Source organism: Marinobacter albus, assembly GCF_030238305.1.
GTDB classification, from domain to species: Bacteria; Pseudomonadota; Gammaproteobacteria; order Pseudomonadales; family Oleiphilaceae; genus Marinobacter; species Marinobacter albus.
Map to the genome: position 1 here is coordinate 50,143 of NZ_JASSQD010000005.1, position 17,691 is coordinate 67,833.

Annotated in this window: 18 protein-coding genes; 12 read left to right on the top strand and 6 right to left on the bottom strand. The window is 59.3% G+C overall.

Annotation, left to right across the window (positions count from 1 at the left end):
- Positions 1-37 precede the first annotated feature (37 nt).
- The 3 genes from dcd (at position 38) to QQF73_RS18955 (ending at position 2,558) form a co-directional block, all read left to right on the top strand.
- Complete coding sequence (gene dcd / locus QQF73_RS18945; protein WP_219865270.1) at positions 38-604, top strand: dCTP deaminase; 567 nt, start codon at positions 38-40, stop codon at positions 602-604.
- Positions 601-1,200, top strand: coding sequence for a YjaG family protein (locus QQF73_RS18950; RefSeq protein WP_285369100.1), 600 nt, complete (start codon positions 601-603; stop codon positions 1,198-1,200). The genes dcd and QQF73_RS18950 overlap by 4 nt, the downstream gene beginning before the upstream one ends.
- Positions 1,201-1,280: 80 nt before the next feature.
- A complete protein-coding gene (locus QQF73_RS18955) occupies positions 1,281-2,558 on the top strand; it encodes a valine--pyruvate transaminase (RefSeq protein ID WP_285369102.1) in 1,278 nt (425 codons plus the stop codon).
- Here the strand turns inward: QQF73_RS18955 and QQF73_RS18960 are convergent.
- From QQF73_RS18960 to purM, 3 genes are all read right to left on the bottom strand, one after another.
- Complete coding sequence (locus tag QQF73_RS18960) at positions 2,555-3,298, bottom strand: DUF3108 domain-containing protein (RefSeq protein ID WP_285369103.1); 744 nt, start codon at positions 3,296-3,298, stop codon at positions 2,555-2,557. The genes QQF73_RS18955 and QQF73_RS18960 overlap by 4 nt on opposite strands.
- 86 nt (positions 3,299-3,384) lie before the next feature.
- The gene (gene purN / locus QQF73_RS18965) at positions 3,385-4,047 is read right to left on the bottom strand and encodes a phosphoribosylglycinamide formyltransferase (protein ID WP_219865274.1); all 663 of its coding nucleotides are present in this window, start codon (positions 4,045-4,047) and stop codon (positions 3,385-3,387) included.
- Positions 4,044-5,108 (bottom strand): phosphoribosylformylglycinamidine cyclo-ligase, encoded by a 1,065-nt coding sequence (gene purM / locus QQF73_RS18970; RefSeq protein WP_219865275.1) that lies wholly within the window; start codon positions 5,106-5,108, stop codon positions 4,044-4,046. Before purM ends, purN begins: the two co-directional genes overlap by 4 nt.
- 212 nt (positions 5,109-5,320) lie before the next feature.
- Between purM and QQF73_RS18975 the strand changes: the two genes are divergently transcribed.
- Genes QQF73_RS18975 through QQF73_RS18995 form a run of 5 tightly spaced genes read left to right on the top strand, consistent with a single transcriptional unit; the run spans position 5,321 to position 9,156 of the window.
- Entirely contained in the window at positions 5,321-6,685 is a 1,365-nt protein-coding gene (locus tag QQF73_RS18975) for a DUF2066 domain-containing protein (RefSeq protein WP_285369104.1), read from the top strand.
- 21 nt (positions 6,686-6,706) lie between these two features.
- Complete coding sequence (locus QQF73_RS18980) at positions 6,707-7,267, top strand: CDP-alcohol phosphatidyltransferase family protein (protein ID WP_219865277.1); 561 nt, start codon at positions 6,707-6,709, stop codon at positions 7,265-7,267.
- Positions 7,264-7,962 carry a DnaA regulatory inactivator Hda gene (hda, locus tag QQF73_RS18985; protein WP_285369105.1) on the top strand — a complete coding sequence of 233 codons (699 nt, stop codon included), beginning with the start codon at positions 7,264-7,266 and terminating at the stop codon, positions 7,960-7,962. The genes QQF73_RS18980 and hda overlap by 4 nt, the downstream gene beginning before the upstream one ends.
- Positions 7,963-8,009: 47 nt before the next feature.
- A complete protein-coding gene (locus QQF73_RS18990) occupies positions 8,010-8,807 on the top strand; it encodes a ParA family protein (RefSeq protein WP_219865279.1) in 798 nt (265 codons plus the stop codon).
- 13 nt (positions 8,808-8,820) lie between these two features.
- On the top strand, positions 8,821-9,156 hold the full coding sequence (locus QQF73_RS18995; protein ID WP_219865280.1) for a YqcC family protein: 336 nt from the start codon (positions 8,821-8,823) through the stop codon (positions 9,154-9,156).
- On the opposite strand, the gene nadC is transcribed toward QQF73_RS18995, so the two are convergent.
- On the bottom strand, positions 9,157-9,996 hold the full coding sequence (gene nadC, locus QQF73_RS19000) for a carboxylating nicotinate-nucleotide diphosphorylase (RefSeq protein ID WP_285369106.1): 840 nt from the start codon (positions 9,994-9,996) through the stop codon (positions 9,157-9,159). It lies immediately after the preceding gene.
- A 221-nt stretch (positions 9,997-10,217) separates the two neighbouring features.
- Between nadC and QQF73_RS19005 the strand changes: the two genes are divergently transcribed.
- The 4 genes from QQF73_RS19005 (at position 10,218) to QQF73_RS19020 (ending at position 16,192) form a co-directional block, all read left to right on the top strand.
- Entirely contained in the window at positions 10,218-12,446 is a 2,229-nt protein-coding gene (locus QQF73_RS19005) for a DUF1631 domain-containing protein (RefSeq protein ID WP_285369107.1), read from the top strand.
- 73 nt (positions 12,447-12,519) lie between these two features.
- Entirely contained in the window at positions 12,520-13,149 is a 630-nt protein-coding gene (gene ampD, locus QQF73_RS19010; protein ID WP_219865283.1) for a 1,6-anhydro-N-acetylmuramyl-L-alanine amidase AmpD, read from the top strand.
- The gene (locus tag QQF73_RS19015) at positions 13,150-14,037 is read left to right on the top strand and encodes a regulatory signaling modulator protein AmpE (protein ID WP_285369108.1); all 888 of its coding nucleotides are present in this window, start codon (positions 13,150-13,152) and stop codon (positions 14,035-14,037) included. It begins immediately after the preceding gene.
- A 124-nt stretch (positions 14,038-14,161) separates the two neighbouring features.
- A complete protein-coding gene (locus tag QQF73_RS19020) occupies positions 14,162-16,192 on the top strand; it encodes a methyl-accepting chemotaxis protein (RefSeq protein WP_285369109.1) in 2,031 nt (676 codons plus the stop codon).
- A 32-nt stretch (positions 16,193-16,224) separates the two neighbouring features.
- On the opposite strand, the gene QQF73_RS19025 is transcribed toward QQF73_RS19020, so the two are convergent.
- On the bottom strand, positions 16,225-16,782 hold the full coding sequence (locus tag QQF73_RS19025; protein WP_219865286.1) for a cob(I)yrinic acid a,c-diamide adenosyltransferase: 558 nt from the start codon (positions 16,780-16,782) through the stop codon (positions 16,225-16,227).
- 13 nt (positions 16,783-16,795) lie between these two features.
- The gene (locus tag QQF73_RS19030; protein WP_219865287.1) at positions 16,796-17,689 is read right to left on the bottom strand and encodes a ketopantoate reductase family protein; all 894 of its coding nucleotides are present in this window, start codon (positions 17,687-17,689) and stop codon (positions 16,796-16,798) included.
- Positions 17,690-17,691 lie beyond the last annotated feature (2 nt).

Below are 17,691 nucleotides of genomic sequence, written 5' to 3' on the forward strand. Positions count from 1 at the left end.
ACGCCTCAATTTTTCCAGTGGAAACGAGACTTCACCCATGAGCATCAAATCCGATAAGTGGATTCGCCGGATGTCCGAGCAGCACGGCATGATCGAACCGTTCGAGAGCGGTCAGGTCCGTGAAACCGAAAAGGGTCGTGTCATCTCCTACGGCACCTCAAGCTATGGCTACGACGTGCGTTGCAGCAACGAGTTCAAGATTTTCACCAACGTGCATTCCGCCACCGTGGATCCCAAGAACTTCGACGAAAACAGCTTCGTCAACTACACCGGTGATGTCTGCATTATTCCACCGAACTCCTTTGCGCTCGCCCGTACCGTCGAGTACTTCCGGATTCCCCGCAGTACGCTCACCATTTGTCTCGGCAAATCGACCTACGCTCGTTGCGGCATTATCGTCAACGTCACGCCGCTGGAGCCGGAATGGGAAGGTCAGGTCACCCTGGAGTTTTCCAACACCACCAACCTGCCTGCCAAGATCTACGCTAACGAAGGCGTGGCGCAGATGCTGTTCTTCGAGTCCGACGAAGTCTGTGAAACCAGCTACAAGGATCGCGGTGGCAAGTATCTTGGTCAGACCGGCGTGACCCTGCCCAGGACATGAACGCCAATCAGTTTCTAAAAGCTGTTTCGCAACTGCAGGGATGGCGCGAATGCGCCTTCCTGCTGGCGCTTGCCGAGCGCTCGTTTCCCAACTACGCCCTGTTCGCTGATGCCGTTGGCCTGAAAACCGGTGCCAAGATGCGCCAGATGCTGGACCTCGGCTGGGACATGCTGCAAAAAGAGGCGTCTGAATCCGCCATTCCCCAGCTGTTGGCCAAGCTTGAGGCGCTGTCTCCGGATGTCGACGCCTACGATGCCTATGGTGTGTATCCAGCCTTCGATTTCTGCCAGTTGCTGGAGCAGGCGCTGCTGAACCGACTGAATCCCACCAAGCACCGGGCCACCGATGCATCCCAGCTGGCCACCGGCACGGTCATGAATTTCCTGGAAGTGTCCGAGGGTGATGAGCTGGACGAGGATGAGCTGGTGCGACTGCTGGATCATCATCCGTTGATGAAAGAGGACAAGGCTTTCCAGCGCGACATAGTGCTGGCGCTCAAGCGCCAACGCACCCCCACGCAACAGTTTGTCGACAAGCTGCGGGACGATGCGGCCAATGACGGCGTCAGCAATCTGGGGATATCCCTGACCGAATAAGTCCCTGCCGCAGGGACCGGCTACACTTTCCCTGTTGCTGACTGTTTTATTCACCCGGTGTGCACGACGGATTTAACGCCATGAAACTCTCTGCATTTGGTCGCAAATTTACAGCCGATGCCGGCATAACCTCGCTGATGGACGATCTGGGCAATGCCATGGCGTCCGGCGACGACATGATCATGATGGGCGGCGGAAACCCTGGTCATATCCCTGAGATCCAGAAGCGGGTCCAGGAAATTCTGGCGGATATGAGTCGGAGCGAGGCCGACGTGCGGCGTCTGGTTGGCATTTATGATCCGCCCCAGGGCGAAAAGCAGTTCATTGGCGCACTCGTAGAGTTATTGAACCGCGAGTACGACTGGGGTCTTGAGCCCGAGAACATCGCGCTCACCAACGGCAGCCAGGCCGCATTTTTCATGCTGTTCAATATGTTTGGCGGCGATTACGGTAACGGTCAGCACAAACATATTCTCTTGCCCCTGGCCCCCGAGTATATCGGCTATGCGGACGCTGGCATCGAACCCGGCCTGTTTCACGCGGTTCAGCCTGACATCTCATTCACCGATGCCCACGAGTTCAAGTACCGGGTCGACTTTGATGCCGTTGAGGTCACCGGGGAAACTGGCGCGATCTGTGTTTCCCGCCCCACCAATCCCACCGGGAATGTGGTGACCGACGACGAGCTGGCCAGGCTCGAAGCCCTCGCTCGGGAGCACGATGTGCCGCTGATCGTGGATGGGGCCTACGGGACTCCCTTCCCAAGCCTGCTGTTTGTCGATGCCGAACCAACCTGGAACGACCGGATCATCCTGTGTCTGAGTCTCTCCAAGCTCGGGTTGCCGGCGGCCCGGACCGGCATCGTGATCGCCGCAAAGCCAGTGATCAAGGCCTTGTCCGGCATCAACGCCATCATGAATCTGGCGACCGGCAGTTTCGGTGCCATGCTGGCGGATCCATTGGTCCGGTCTGGAGAGATTCTGTCGCTGAGTCGGGACGTGGTCTGCCCGTTCTACAAGGCGAAAATGGAAAATGCCGTAGCCACGTTCCGGGAGGCGATGGGGGAGGACACCTGCCGTTGGTATATTCACAAGCCCGAAGGTGCCATGTTCCTCTGGCTGTGGTTCCCGGATTTGCCGATCACGAGTCTGGAGCTATATCAGAGGCTGAAAGCGCGTGGTGTGCTGGTAGTGTCCGGTCATTATTTCTTCCCGGGCCTGCCGGAGGATGGCTGGAAACATCGGCATGAATGTCTGCGGGTGACCTATTCCCAGGACGACGCCCGGGTCGCCGAGGGGTTGCGGATCATCGCAGGCGAGGTCAAGGCGGTGTGGGCCGAGGCCGGCGGCGCGGCCTAGCTGCCCAGATCGGCCCGGTTCAGCCTGAGCTCGTAGCTGCTGCCGTCGGGTTCGACCTGGCGAAGCCGAACCAGCAGGAAATCTTCGTCTGGCGCAAACCACATCAGCGTTTCACGCTTTGAGGACTTATCCCGTACCTTTTCCGCTTTCAGGGTCGAGATGGAGCCGCGTGAGGTTTTCAGCGGTTCCTTGTCGAGAACCGCAAAGCGGTCGTGGTCGTAGTCACCGCCATCAATCACCTGGTAGGTCAGGTCTCGCTTGCCGGACTTGATGTCCTGGCTCAGTTGCAGTTGGAAGCCCAGCGGGTCCAGCACCCCTTCCGTGAGTTCCAGTTCAAAAGGCTTGCCCCGATACTCGCCGGTGGCGACTCCGGCGTCCCAGTCAAAATCAATTGACTGTTCCCGGTCCTTGATCAGAAAACCTGACAGGCGATACCGGTAACGCAGCGGCACAACATGGTTATTTTCCCATTTGAGGACCAGAGACTCGTCAATATCCGCAATGAAGGAGTCGACGTCCGTGCGGTACAGCCAAACCCCGTTGCCCTGATCGCTGAGCGTGCGCTTTGCGGTGCCATTCAGGGATACGCCTTTATTCATTGAGGCGGTGTAAATGGCCTGATAGGGGACGAGGGTGGAGCCAGGCTTTTCCGCATGGGCAGCGGTGATCAGTGATACCGGGAGCAGCAGCGTTGCCACTCCCTTGATCAGTATCGTTGCGATCAGTCGAATCAAATGCATAGAAGGTAACCCAAAAGCCGTCTCTGTTGGCGACAGTTTAGCGGGTTACCAGCGGAGGGGAGATGACAATCCGTTCAGGGTGGGACTCAGTTATCAGGTAGCCGCATCGGGCTGTTCAGCAGTTCGCCGTCAAACAGCACGTAATCCGTCCCGAGCTGGATGCGCCCCTCGCAGAACCAGCGCACAACGATTGGGTAGAGGATGTGTTCCTTTTCCTGCACCCGCTCTGCCAGTGTCTCCGCGGTATCATCCGGTGCAATGCTCACCTCCGCCTGAGCAATGACAGGGCCGCCATCCAGCTCTTCGGTGACAAAGTGAACAGACACGCCGTGTTGCGTGTCACCGGCATCCAGCGCCCGCTGATGGGTATTAAGGCCGGTATACTTCGGAAGCAGTGACGGATGAATGTTGAGCAACCTGCCGCGGAAGGCCCGGACAAAATCGGTGGTCAGAATTCGCATGAACCCAGCCAGAACAAGCAGGTCCGGATTGTGGCGGCGGATTTCCGCCATCAGCGCACCGTCGAATTCTTCCCGTGAGTCGTATTTCTGGTGATCGACCACGAACGTTTCGATGTGGGCCTGGGCGGCACGCTCCAGGGCAAAGGCATTCGGGCGGTTACTGCCAACGGCGCAGATCTGGCCCGGGAAGTCTCGTTCCCGGCTTGCATCAATCAGTGCCTGGAGGTTGGTGCCGCTGCCGGAAGCCAGTACCAGGATCCGGGGCAGGGGGGGCTGGTCTGCCTTCATGCCGAGAGCAGCCCTGGTGCGTAGCGAACCGCCGGATCGCTGTCTGCGGAGTCTGCCGCTTCGATCACGCCCACCTGCCAGGCGTTTTCACCCAGCGCTTTCAGAGTGTCCAGGGCCAGGTCTTTCTGATCGGCCGGAACGCAGACAATCATGCCAATGCCGCAGTTGAAAGTGCGGTACATTTCCTCGCTGGCAACGCCACCGGCGTCCTTCAGCCATTGGAAGACCGGGGGCAGGGTCCAGCTGGTAGTGTCGATGGCGGCAATGCTGCCGTCGGGGAGTACCCGGGGAATGTTCTCGGGCAGGCCGCCACCTGTGATGTGAGACAGTGCCCGGACATCCACTTCCCGAATCAATTGCAGAAGGTTCTTGACGTAGATTCGAGTCGGTGCCATCAGGGCGTCGCCGAGGGTGGTGCCGTCCAGTGTCTGGTCCAGCTTGGCATCGCTGATTTCCAGGATTTTGCGAATCAGTGAGTAGCCGTTGGAGTGGGGACCGGAGGAGCCCAGAGCCAGCAACACGTCGCCAGCCTGCACGCGGCTGCCGTCAATGATTTCGCTGCGTTCGGCCACGCCGACACAGAAGCCGGCGAGATCGTAGTCATCACCTTCATACATGCCAGGCATTTCGGCGGTTTCACCACCAACCAGGGCACAGCCGGCCTGAGCGCAGCCCTCACCAATGCCGGATACCACCTGTGCCGCAACGTCAACGTTAAGCTTGCCGGTGGCGTAGTAATCCAGGAAGAACAGCGGTTCGGCGCCGCCGACCACGAGATCGTTGACGCACATGGCCACCAGATCGATACCAATGCTGTCGTGCTTTTGCAGTTGCATCGCCAAGCGCAGCTTGGTGCCCACGCCATCCGTTCCGGAAACCAGCACCGGCTCCTTGTATCCGGCCGGGATAGAAACCATGGCGCCAAACCCGCCCAGTCCGCCCAGTACTTCCGGACGCTTGGTGCGCGCGGCCGTCTGTTTGATGCGGTTTACGAGTTCATTGCCTGCGTCGATATCAACGCCGGCATCGCGGTAGGTCAGGGAGGGCTTCTGTTCGCTCATGGGGTACTTTAACCGTTGGCCAGTGGGTCAGGCGGCGGATTTTAACAGGTGCTGTGTGGCGCTCCAAATGTAATTCCCCCTACGGCGCACGGTCAGGAGCGGGAAGCTGGCAAGGTATTGCCAATATTGCTTTTCCGAAACCCTGGCCTGCTACTCACACCCTGGGCCATGGTGTATCCTATGCGCCATTCATGCGAACTGCAGGGTGTTTCATGTCAGTATCAGGACCTAAGTCGGCATTCCAGTCTGGACCGGCAGCGTGGGCGTTCATGTTGGGGCTTATTCTCGCGGCCTTTTGTGTTCCCGCCTCCGCGGTCACCGTGTCCGGACTTTATTCTGTTGAGGTTCCCGTGACCGGGTCTTCTCCAGACGAACTCGCGGTCGGCTATGCCGATGGCCTCGCAAGAGTCTTTGTCCGAGTTTCCGGTACCCGGGACGTGCTGGACCAGGAAGGCGTGGAAGCCTTGTTGGCTGATGCCGAGTCCCTGCTTCTTTCCTATCAGTACCTGCGTGGTGAGAACGGTGACAACCGGCTTCGCATGGCGTTTGGTGCTGTTGGCGTAAACCGTGCCTTGGCCTCCATTAATGCGCCGGTATGGGGTGCAAACCGCCCCCTGACCCTGGCCTGGGTGGCGGTGGAAGATCGCGGTGCCCGGACACTGATTACCGAAAGCCCGGATTCGGGTGCCTCTGGCGGCCAGCAGACGTCTTCGACGTGGCAGCGCGCGTTCGATCAGGCCGCTCTCGATCGGGGGCTGCCCGTGGCGTTACCCCCTGCGAAGTACAGCGGCGATCGTGAACTGCTGTCTGATCTCTGGGGGCAGTTCGTCAACCGCCTTCGTGGCGTTTCCGGTGATATTGAACACGATGTCATGGCGCTGGTCCGGGTTAACCGTACCGGTGGCCAATGGCGTGCCGGCTGGGTGTTCGATGGCATGTCCATGGACGGTGGAGAAGAGTCCGTGACGGCACCCACGCCGGAAGCCCTGGCGCAGACGGTTGTTAATCGCTGGGCAGAGCGCTACGCGAATCGGTACGCAGTTGCCGCCGGCGAAGTTGGAGAATCTCCTCAGGTGGATATTGTCCTGCGCGGTGTCTCATCCATTGAGGATTATGGAAAAATCAACAAGGTACTCGAAGGGCTGACACCCGTGGTGAGCGTTGGCGCCACCCGGGTCAAAGGCGATCAGCTGACCCTTCGCGTTGCGTTTTCCGGGGAACTGGATCAGCTCAAGGAATATATCGCTCTGGATCCCCGTTTCGTGGCTATGGAAGGGGAGCCGAGTGGCCCCGAAGTGACGTCGCCAGAGCCTGCGGGGGCGGAAGTGGTTCCGGGACCCGCCGCCACCGAGGTCGAAGAGGCGACAGCGTCCGAGGCCCAGGGGGCGCCGGCGGCAGATGCCAACTCTGAATCTGAATCAATTGCCGCAGGGGCTGACGGCAATCGGTCCATGTTTTCCTATCAGCCAATGCCGGTTGATGAGCAGGAGGCCGAACAGGCGTTCGAATCCCTGTACCAGGTGCTGTATTATCGTTGGGAAACAACGCCCGTCATCGGGAAGGGTGACGGAGAGTAAGGCGTTACCGGAGGGAGTCTTGTGAGTTTGGAACGCTGGCGCTGGATTCCCAATGCCCTGACGTTTTTGCGCATTTTGCTGATTGCTCCCTTTGCGGGTGGTTTGCTGGCCGAAAACTATCGCCTCTCGTTGCTGATATTTGTCGTGGCGGCAGCCACCGATGCCTTTGACGGCTTCCTGGCCAGGCATTTCAACTGGCGGTCGCGATTTGGCGCCATCGCCGACCCCCTGGCCGATAAGGCCCTGCTGCTGACGGCTTATCTGATGCTCACGCTGACCGGAGTGTTTCCGGTGTGGCTTTTTGTTCTCGTTCTCGGCCGCGATCTCCTGATTGTGGTGGGCGCCCTGGCTTATCACTACGGTATCGGACGCTTTGACATGCAGCCCAGCCTCCCGGGCAAGCTCAACACCTTTATCCAGATTCTTGTGGTTCTTGCGGTCATTGTTCTGCTGGCTGGCTTGCCCATGCAGCCCTGGGTGCTTGAAGCCGGCATCATGCTGGTCGCCGTGTCGGCCATCTTCAGCGGCTTGCACTACGTGCTGATCTGGGGTGTGCGGGCGTGGAGGGCCAAGCGGTCGTGAAAGCATCGCAACTTCCCCTGGGTATCAAGCTTCGTGACGATGCCCGTTTCGATAATTTCCACGGTGACCGCAACGCCAGCGCAGCATCGCGCCTGAAGGCCATCTGCGAGCAGCCGGAAGGCATCCCGGTTGTGGTGATTTGCGGGGATTCCGATACCGGCAAGAGTCATCTGCTTCAGGCCATCTGTCACGACGCGGAAAGCCGGAGCCGTGCCGCGGTTTGTATCAGCATCGCCGAACTGGAACCCTTTGGGCCGGAAGCGCTGACGGGGCTGGAGGGGGCGGATGTGATCTGCCTTGATGATGTGGACCGCATCACCGGGCAGGGCGCCTGGGAGGAGGCGGTGTTTCACCTTTATAACCGCGTCCAGGACCGGGGTGGTCTGCTGGTCGTGAGTCTGTCCGAAGTCCCCTCGGCAGCATCGTTCACACTGCCCGATCTGGTGTCACGGCTCACCCATGGTCTGACCGTTCAGCTGGGTATCTACCGCGACGACGACCGCCTCCGCATCCTGATGGCCCGTGCCGAACAGCGCGGCCTGGTAATTGGTGACGACGTTGCCGGATTCATCATGCGGCGCGCCCCGCGCCGATTGGGAGATTTATTGGCAATTCTCGACACTCTGGATGAAAATTCGCTTCAGGCTCAGCGACGGCTGACGATTCCGTTTGTGAAGACCGTGATGGGTTGGTAAACGGAAGATCGGCCCCAAAACTAGAAAGTGCGTAAGGGAGAGACGACATGAGACGGGTTGTATTCAATCAGAAAGGCGGCGTAGGCAAATCCAGTATTACCTGCAACCTGGCGGCAATCAGTGCGGCCCGTGGCAAGAGGACGCTGGTGGTGGACCTGGATCCACAGGGCAACTCGACCCACTACCTGCTGGGCAAGCCTGCGGGGGAGCTCCGGGATACGGTGGCGGACATGCTGGAGCAGACGGTCGCCTTCACCGTCTTCAATCGCCGCCCGGATGAATTTGTCCATGCCTCTCCCTTCGACAACCTCTTCGTGATGCCATCCAGTCCGGAACTGGACTTTCTGGAGCGCAAGCTGGAGGCCAAGCACAAGATTTACAAGTTGCGCGAGGCCCTGAAAAAACTCGGTGAGACCTTCGATGCGATCTACATTGATACGGCTCCGGCACTGAACTTTTATACCCGCTCCGCGCTGATTGCGGCCCAGCGGTGTCTGATTCCCTTTGATTGCGATGATTTCTCCCGCCAGGCTCTGTACAACATCCTGAATGAGATTCGTGATCTGCAGGAAGACCACAACGAGGATCTGGTGGTCGAGGGTATTGTTGCCAACCAGTTTCAGCCACGCGCCAGCCTGCCAAAGCAACTGGTCCGGGAACTGATGGAAGAGGGACTGCCAGTGCTGCCGGTGCGGCTGTCGAGTTCCGTCAAGATGAAAGAATCGCACCAGAGCCGGCAGCCGCTCATTCACATGGCACCCAAGCACACCCTGACTCGTCAGTACGAAGATCTGTTCCGCGTACTGCACGGTGAGACGGTGGAGCTGGAGCCCTTGGCGGATTAAAAAAAGGTTTGTTATGAGTGATTCCAGTGATCAGGTAGGCCAGGTTGCCGACAGTCTGCTCCGAATCGAGATGGAGCTGCGCCAGCTGGGGCTGTGGGACGAGGAGCCACCATCTCCGGAGGCGATGCAAAGCACCCAGCCCTTCTGCATCGACACGCTGGAATTTACCCAGTGGATCCAGTTCGTGTTTGTCGAGCGGATGAAAGTGATCATCCAAAATGACCATCCACTGCCGGCTGTATCGGGCATCGCCCCTATGGCCGAAGAGCATTTTCGGGGGCGGCCCGAATCGGGTGAGAGCCTGGTCCGGGAGCTGGAAGAGATTGACCGGTTGTTGTCCGGGAGCTGATCAGTCCAGTCGCATGGACAGATCAATGGCTTTGAGGTCCTTGGTCAGCGCGCCGATCGAGATGTAGTCGACGCCGGTTTCCGCTACCGGAACCAGTGTCTTTTCGTTGATGCCGCCGGAGGCTTCGAGGCGAGCCCGACCGCTGGTCAGGGCAACGGCGGCTCGCATGTCTTCCAGAGAAAACTCGTCCAGCATGATAATGTCGGCCCCGGCTGAGAGCGCCTGCTGCAGCTCATCCATGGACTCGGTTTCCACTTCCACCGGCCGGCCCGGGGCAATTCGCCGGGCTTCGCTGATGGCCTGACCGATGGAGCCGCAGGCCGAGATGTGGTTTTCCTTGATCAGAAACGCGTCCCAGAGGCCAATGCGGTGGTTGTGGCAGCCACCACAGGTAACTGCGTACTTCAGCGCCAGTCGCAGGCCCGGAAGAGTTTTTCGGGTGTCGAGCAGGTGCACGCCCGTGTGAGCAACTTTTTCCGCGTACCCGGCGCAGACGGTTGCGACGCCTGATAGCGTCTGCAGCCAGTTCAGTGCCGCCCGCTCCGCCGTCAGAAGGCTGCGTGCGGGTCCCTGCATGCGAAACAGGGTTTGGTCCGGAGACGCTGTGTCACCGTCGTTGACCTGCCAGTCGAGCACAACCGTCGGGTCGACCTGGCGGAAAACCTCGTTGACCCAGTCGCGACCGGCAATGATTGCGTGTTCACGGGTGATAACCCGGCCAGAAGCGAGCTTGTCTGCGGGAATCAGCTGCGCTGTGATGTCGCCGTCGCCAATATCCTCACGCAGGCTCAGGGCAACATTTTCAACTCGGGCTTGGCGTAGGAGTTCTGCAGGGATCATGGCTTCGGGTCCGGTCAAATCAGGATGTAACGTGAATAACGGGGAATTCTATAGGCCCGGCATGGATTCGCCAAACGGTATGCACCGAACCGTTAAACTGTGATTGGCGTCCTATCTACACAAAAGGTGACAAAATCTGACACAAGCTGACGTAAACAGCTCGTATTATTAGAGAATCAGGGAAGTCCCCGGCATTCCGCGATCACACCCGGAGCAGCTTAATGGCGCGCGATAACAACATTGTCAGTTTTTCTGGCCAGAAGCCGCTGCAGAGGTTTTCCCTGCCTCAGGCATTGGTGCGTTTGCGTGACGCATCGGGTCAGTCCATGAAAACGGTACTGGCAAATTTCTTTGATCGTTCGGACGATGCTCTCTTTGAACTGGCCGATCGCGCCAGTAACACACTGGACCAGGCTGCCTATTTCGATGCCATGCGGGAGCTCCGGTTGCGACGCAAGGCCATGGTCGTTTCCATGCTCCAATATATGAGCCAGGCATTCAACGATATTGGCAAATTCCGGCCCCGTGAATCGGCCGGCATTCTTGACGAGGTGGAGGGAGATTCCCTCAGCCTTGTGGATCACTCCCAGCTCGAACAGCAGGTTGCGATCGAAAACCTGATCAACAAGCTGAGGAACCGGTATTCCGATCAGATCCGATTGTTGACTGTGAGGGTCAGCCACGTAGTCCCGTCCATCGAACTGGCAGGCAGCCAAATGCCCCTCAGCCCCGAAGTCCTGTGTGGTGGGGTAGCGGAAGCCTGTGCGGATCTTGATATCGATATTCGTGCCAAACTGGTTGTTCTCAAGCTGTTCGATCGTCTGCTGGCCGACACACTGGGAGATTTCTACCAGCAAGCCAACCAGACGTTGGTCGCCGAGGGCGTTCTGCCCGATATGAAGCGACCACCGGCGGAGCGCTCAGGTGGAGCGAAAGCCCCCTCACGCACAGGGCCAAAGAACGGTGGCGCAAAATCGTCAGGCTCTGACTCAGGAGGCGAAGGCCAGGGATCACAGGCGACCTTTTCCGAGCTGAGCGCCCTGCTGCATCAGAGTAACGAAGAGTCGGTTTCTGGCCGGGCGGTTTCCGCTGAAGGCCATCTGGATACTGACAGGCTGATGGCGCGGTTGAGCGAAATCCAGGCGGCATCCGGGAAATGGGGTGCGGACGAGATCATCACGCTGAATGATCAGCTCAAACCGGTGCTCAAGATAGAGCAGGGCAAGTTCGCCAACGTCGGCCAGGTTGATAACGACGTGATTAACCTGGTTGGCATGCTGTTCGACTTCATACTCGAGGACCGGCAGCTGCACCCTGTGATGAAGTCGTTGATCAGTCGCCTTCAGATCCCGGTGCTCAAGGTCGCCCTGAGCGACAAGAACTTTTTCAATCGGGGCGGCCATCCGGTCCGCAAACTGCTTAATGAGCTTGCACTCTCCGCGATCGGCTGGACCGAGAAGCGCGCCGATCAGAGGGACCCGCTGCGAGACAAGATCGAGTCGGTGGTTGAACGGGTTCTGAATGAGTTCACCGACAACGTCGGGTTGTTCGATGAACTGCTGAATGACTTCAGCCACTTCATGGATCTTGATCGTCGCCGTCGGGAGCTGGTCGAGCAACGCTTGCGCGATGCAGAAGAAGGTCGGGCGAGGCAGGAGCGGGCGTCCGAGGCGGTCGACGGCATGATTCGCGATCTGGTCATCAATCGGGAGATTCCGGCGCCAGTCGCGCAACTCTTGCAGGAAGCCTGGCGAAAGTACCTGCAATGGGTGGTGATCCGGGAAGGGGAGGACAGCCGCAGGTGGGCCGACGCCCGGGATCTTACCGAGCGACTGGTGTGGAGTGTCGATCCGACACCGGTGTCGGATTCGACACGCAGTGACCTGCTGCGGGCGATTCCCTCCATTGTCGACGATCTGCGCAAAGCCTTGCAGGAGATTTCCTGGGATCCGTTTGCGACGGACGCGATCATCCGTGATCTGGAGCTGGCTCACGTTGACGTTTTCCAGCGCCTGGTGACGGCCCCCGCTCGTTCCGAGCCACCGGTTGAGGCGCCGCCCGAAGCCTCCTCCGAGTCCGGGATGGAGAACGTTCCGGTTGACGCCCACGGTGCAACGGAGTCCGTTGCCGAGATGGCACGCGCCGACACGGATTCGACGGACGCAATTGCGCAGGAGTGGCTCGACCGGGCCGATTCATTGCGGGTTGGCTCCTGGATTGAGATGTCGAAAGACGGCAGCAAAGTACGCTGCAAGCTGGCAGCGTTTATCAAGGCCACCGGCAAGTACATCTTTGTTAACCGAAGCGGTGCGAAGGTTGCTGAATATCATCGCCAGGACCTGGCTTCCGCCATGGCTTCCGGTGAAATCGGAATGCTTGACGATGGCCTGATCTTCGACCGGGCGCTGGAGTCGATCATTGATAATCTGCGCAGCAGTCGCAAGGACTGAATTCGTAGCAAGACCGGCGACTTTGTGCTTCAATCAGGGCATTCTGTAATGCCCTGATACTTTTGGATTTACCTTGCCTCAATCAGACAAAGCTCCAGTCTCGCAGGTCGTTTCCCCCAGCGACGTAACTGCGCTTCGTGAAACCGGGAAGTTACCCGCCGCACGCTGGTGTCCCTCGCCCAATTTCGGTCCCCGCCCGGAGGGGGCATCGATCACTCTGCTGGTGGTTCACAACATCAGCCTGCCCCCCGGCCAGTTTGGCGGGCCGGAGATCGAGAATTTTTTCTGCAATCGCCTGGATCACTCGGCGCATCCGTATTTCGAAACCATTGCCGGAATGCAGGTGTCGGCCCACGCCCTGGTTCGCCGGGATGGCTCGCTGGTCCAGTTTGTCAGCCTCCTCGACCGGGCCTGGCATGCCGGTCGTTCCTGCTTCCAGGGCGAAGAGGAGTGCAATGATTTCTCCATTGGTATCGAACTGGAGGGCACCGACGATATTCCGTACTCGGAAGCTCAGTATTACTGCCTGGCCCAGATCGCACGCCTGATCATGCTGGCCTGGCCGGACGTAACGCCCGACCGGCTGACCGGACATTGTGACATTGCCCCGGGCCGGAAAACCGATCCCGGTCCGGTATTTGACTGGCAACACTTTCGCACCCTGCTGGCGGAAGTTGCTACCAACGACAAGGGGCGGGGCTGAATGGTTCTGATCGTATTTCTGCTGGCCTACATTGTTCGGCGCCGACTCGATACCCACAACAGTCTTTCCGGAGACAAGCTCTGGCGGCACTGGTTTCATCAGGCCGTAAAAGTCGAGGCGGGCCATGAGTCGGGCATCGCCGGTGGCTTGGCTCTGGTGGTCCTTCCAGCCCTGATTCTCGGGCTCGGAATGTATCTTCTGGATGCCGTCGGCTGGCGGGTTGTGGGTTACCCTATTGAATGGCTGATCCTGATTTTGATGATGGGGGCGCCTGGTTGGCGCCCAATACTGCAGAGCTATTCGGTGTCCTGGCAGCGCGGGGATATGCAGGCGGCCTGGCTCATCGTGGAAGACCGCTTACCGCCCGAGGAGCGGGGGGCGGCATCGTCCCCGGACGTGATGCATCTGACGCTGTCAAAGGCCTTCCTGGTCGGCGTTTTCCAGCGATTTTTCCTGGTTGGATTCTGGTATGTCGTGGGTGGTATTGGTCTGGCCGTGCTGGCCCGGGGCCTGGTGGCGCTTTCAGAACAGTGGCCCCAGGCTGCCGCACGCACCCGTTTCCAGCGGCTGGCTGAGTGGATGGCCTGGCTTCCGGTTCGATTGCTGTCGGTGACCTTCGGAATTGCCGGCGATCTGGCCGGCTGGCTGCGGGAGTTTCCCGCCAGTGTGGGTGGGGTGTCCAAGAAGACGGCCGACGTTCTCATGATTTCCGCCAACGGGTCGTTAACCGGATATGCGCTGGATCCCGAGAGGTTCTCCCGAATTCACCCCGACGAGTGGGTGGATTTTGGCGGGCGTAGCCTGGGAGCAATACTAGACCTTCTTAACCGGAGCATGCTGGTGTGGATATGCGGGCTGGCGCTGCTGGTTATCTTCGGAGTTCTCTGATCCGGCCCGGCTGAAAGCAACTTTTTAACAACAATTAGCGCTCAAGTTTCCGGGACTTCGGGCGACAATAAATATAAGAAAAGAACGATTGTTCAGTTGTTGAAGTTCCAGCGAGAGGGAAACCGTGAAACAACTCATTAATCCTGCCGTTGCACTGATGAACAGGCTGCCCATGGTCTACAAGTTCAGCCTGATCAGCATACTCTTCCTGTTGCCGATTGGCGGGCTCTCCTGGCTGGTGATGTCTCAACTCAATCAGTCGGTCCAGACCATGACCCGGGGGGTAGAAGGGCTGCAGCAGCTCAGGAATGTCGAACACCTGCTCTCGTCCTCCATGACCTACCGGGACTATCGTGCCGCAGGTGTGCTCAAGAACGAAGAAGGTTTGCTTGCTGCATCCGAAGATGCGGCGGAGCAGATTGATTCGCTGCTGGAGAGCCTGATGGCGGAGGAACGCTCCTTTGATGCCTCGGGGTCCTGGGCGGATCAGGTAGCTGCCATACAGGCGGAGTGGCAAACGCTGCGGGCCGACGACAATTACCAGGGTGCCATCGATCCCCAGTTCAAGTATTACCAGGAGTTCGTGCAGAAGGTGATGGCGCTCTTGCCCGCCACCATCGAAATATCCGGTCTTGGTCAGGATGCGTCGCGAGAAAACCAGTTGCTGCTCGGGCTGGTGCGGGAAGCCTTGCCCGAGGCCCGTGGTGTGATAGGTCAGGCCCGCGCCTTTGGCACGTTCGCGCTTGTCGAAGGCCAGGTGGGTTATGCCCTGAGCGAGGGGCTCAATGGAATTTATGACCGGTTGACCAACCGCAGTTCCCTGTTGGCACCGGCGTTGTCGGTGGCGGCCGAAGCGTCCGATCAGCTCTCGAGCGAAGCCGGCAATACGATCGACCGCGTGAACGAGAGTCTGGTGCTGGTGCGCGATGCGCTGGACCTCAATGTGATCACGCCGATGCGACTGGAAATGCCGTGGCGGGAATACGACGCGCTGATTCGCGCGCAGCTTGAAAGCTATGACGAGCTGACCGGAGCCATTTTCGATGTCGTTGAGGGCAACCTGTCGACCCGCCTCGAGAATCAGGTCAACCAGCGACGCCTCATTGTCGTCGCGCTGTTGGCCATTCTGCTGGTGGTCGTCTACCTGTACATCGGCTTCTTCATGTCGGTTCGTACCGCCATCAACCGTTTCACCGACGCGGCCCGGAATGTGGCGGCGGGTGACATGACAACCCACATCAATCTGCAGAACCGCGATGAGTTGGGGGAATTAACCAGCGAATTCAATAACATGACTGATCGAATTGCCGAGCTGATCCGGTCCGTCAGCAGCACTACTGCAGACGTGGACCAGCAGGCGGCCCGGGTCAAGGACACGGCCGCGGCGAACAGCGAGGCGGTCGCTCGTCAGATGGAAGAAAGCGGCCAGATTAACGAAGCCATGAACCAGATGGTGGAGGCCGTTAACGAGGTTACCGAAAGTGCGCATCGTGTGGCTGACAGTGCCGGTACCGCCGAAAGTGATACCGAAACCGGTCGGCAGGTTGTCGCCGATACCGTTGGAACCATCAACCAGCTGGCCGCAGAAATCTCGGGTGCCGTCGATGTGATCAACCGGGTCAGTCAGGACAGCGATAACATCAGTCAGGTCCTGGTCGAGATCAAGGCCATTGCTGAACAGACCAACCTGCTCGCACTGAACGCGGCCATTGAGGCGGCAAGGGCTGGCGAGCAGGGCCGGGGGTTCGCGGTGGTTGCCGACGAAGTACGTTCGCTGTCCCAGCGCACCCACAAATCGACGGAAGAAATCGAGGGCATGATTTCCCGGTTGCAGAGTGGGGTGAAGGATGCCGTATCGGCGATGACCAACAGCCGGAATGTTACCGAAACCACCGTGACCAAATCCGGGCAGGTGACGGAGGCGCTCGACCGAATCGCCCGGGGCATTTCGATCATTGTGGATATGAGTCATCAGATTGCCCAGGCCGCGGAAGAGCAATCTGCCGTGGCCCGGGATGTGAACACCAGCGTTGCGCAGATTGGCGATCTTGGGCAAACCACCGCCGCGAACGCCGAGGAAACCCTGGAATCATCCCGGGAAATGTCCGACCTCACCGCGTCGCTTCAGCGCTTGGTGGAGGCCTTCAAGGTGTGAGGCCTTCGTTCACCAAAACACAGATCCGGCCTTCAGAGGCCGGATTTTTTTTGCTCCCACAAGATTTCCTCGCCACCGTCTCGGCGGGCCAGTACCCGGGCGATCACAAACAGCAGGTCTGACAGCCGGTTCAGGTAATGCCGGGACGCCGTATTGATGGAATCCTCGTGCCCAAGCGCCACCACGATGCGCTCGGCCCTTCGGCACACGGCCCGGGCCAGGTGGCACTGGGCTGCGGCGGGGGTGCCGCCCGGAAGAATGAAGTTCTTCAGGGGGGGAATCCCTTCGTTGTGGTGGTCGAGGGTTTGTTCCAGCCACTCAATGTGGACATCACCAATCACTTTGCTGCCGGGAATGGCGAATTCGCCCCCCAGGTCGAAGAGGTGGTGCTGGATGCGGCGCAGGCTCTCCACCAGGGGATCATCGTTGTCCAGGGTTTCGATCAGTAGGCCGATGTGGCAGTTCAGCTCGTCGGCCGTGCCCATGGCCTCAACGCGTTGTGCGTTCTTGGCGATACGGTTGCCATCGGCCAGGCCCGTTGAGCCATCGTCCCCGGTTCGGGTGTAAATTTTGGAAAGGCGATTGCCCATCGGCATGCTCCTGTTAGCGTGGTGACAGTTGTTTTACCCGTTCTGTCAGCATTTGGTTCACCGGCGTGGGGATTGCCAGTGACTGACCCAGGCGGACCAGGTAGCCGTTGATGTAATCAATCTCGGTCGGGCGCCCCTGCAGCATATCACTGCGCATGGACGAGGTATTGTCGGCAGTCGCCCTCGCCACGGCTTCGATCCGCGTTCTCAGGGCCGGCGCGTCACTGCCCCCCTGGCCGCTGGCCGCCATCAGTTGGGCTATTTCCGTGCACAGGTCATCAATATGAGCCTGGAAAAAGTCCGCAGTCACTATGTCGCCGTTGGGGCAGTCCAGAATCGCTGTGAACGGGTTGATGCCGGCGTTAATCACCAGCTTTTGCCAGAGGCGGCCGAGGATGTGGTGTTCTGCATGGACGGTCATTGCGCTGGTCGCCAAGCGTTCGACCACGGGAGCAACGTGAGACTGGCCAGCGTCGGTCAGAGCGCCGACCCAGGTCTCTCCGGCTCCGGCGTGAATCACCGAGTCCGGTGACGGCCGGTTCGCGCCCTCGGTGGTACTGGCGGCCAGAATGGGGCGCCCCGGCCAGCGTTCCGCGACCGCCTGTTGGCTGCCAAGACCGTTCTGAAACAGCACAATCGGTACCATAACGGGCAGGGCCGCGGCCATGCCTTCAATGGCTTGCATAGTATCCCCGGCCTTGGTCGTGACCAGAATCAGGTCGGGCCTGTCCGTCGAGGCTAGCCAGGGTATCGCAACCGGGCGTTCCGTTCCGTCCAGAGCCTGGAAGCGGTAAGTCACAGACTCGGTTGGCGTCTGCCCGGGTCGGGGGATGAAGGCGGTGTCATGGGCAGGAAGCGAGGCGGCCCAAAGCCGCCCCAACGAACCTGCTCCAAGAATGGCAATCATGC

Excerpts from the sequence above, each read along its gene's own strand:
- dcd (WP_219865270.1), top strand. The coding sequence starts at position 38 with ATGAGCATCAAATCCGATAAGTGGATTCGCCGGATGTCCGAGCAGCAC.
- QQF73_RS18950 (WP_285369100.1), top strand. The coding sequence starts at position 601 with ATGAACGCCAATCAGTTTCTAAAAGCTGTTTCGCAACTGCAGGGATGG.
- QQF73_RS18955 (WP_285369102.1), top strand. The coding sequence starts at position 1,281 with ATGAAACTCTCTGCATTTGGTCGCAAATTTACAGCCGATGCCGGCATA.
- QQF73_RS18960 (WP_285369103.1), bottom strand. The coding sequence starts at position 3,298 with ATGCATTTGATTCGACTGATCGCAACGATACTGATCAAGGGAGTGGCA.
- purN (WP_219865274.1), bottom strand. The coding sequence starts at position 4,047 with ATGAAGGCAGACCAGCCCCCCCTGCCCCGGATCCTGGTACTGGCTTCC.
- purM (WP_219865275.1), bottom strand. The coding sequence starts at position 5,108 with ATGAGCGAACAGAAGCCCTCCCTGACCTACCGCGATGCCGGCGTTGAT.
- QQF73_RS18975 (WP_285369104.1), top strand. The coding sequence starts at position 5,321 with ATGTCAGTATCAGGACCTAAGTCGGCATTCCAGTCTGGACCGGCAGCG.
- QQF73_RS18990 (WP_219865279.1), top strand. The coding sequence starts at position 8,010 with ATGAGACGGGTTGTATTCAATCAGAAAGGCGGCGTAGGCAAATCCAGT.
- QQF73_RS18995 (WP_219865280.1), top strand. The coding sequence starts at position 8,821 with ATGAGTGATTCCAGTGATCAGGTAGGCCAGGTTGCCGACAGTCTGCTC.
- nadC (WP_285369106.1), bottom strand. The coding sequence starts at position 9,996 with ATGATCCCTGCAGAACTCCTACGCCAAGCCCGAGTTGAAAATGTTGCC.
- QQF73_RS19005 (WP_285369107.1), top strand. The coding sequence starts at position 10,218 with ATGGCGCGCGATAACAACATTGTCAGTTTTTCTGGCCAGAAGCCGCTG.
- QQF73_RS19015 (WP_285369108.1), top strand. The coding sequence starts at position 13,150 with ATGGTTCTGATCGTATTTCTGCTGGCCTACATTGTTCGGCGCCGACTC.
- QQF73_RS19025 (WP_219865286.1), bottom strand. The coding sequence starts at position 16,782 with ATGGGCAATCGCCTTTCCAAAATTTACACCCGAACCGGGGACGATGGC.
- QQF73_RS19030 (WP_219865287.1), bottom strand. The coding sequence starts at position 17,689 with ATGATTGCCATTCTTGGAGCAGGTTCGTTGGGGCGGCTTTGGGCCGCC.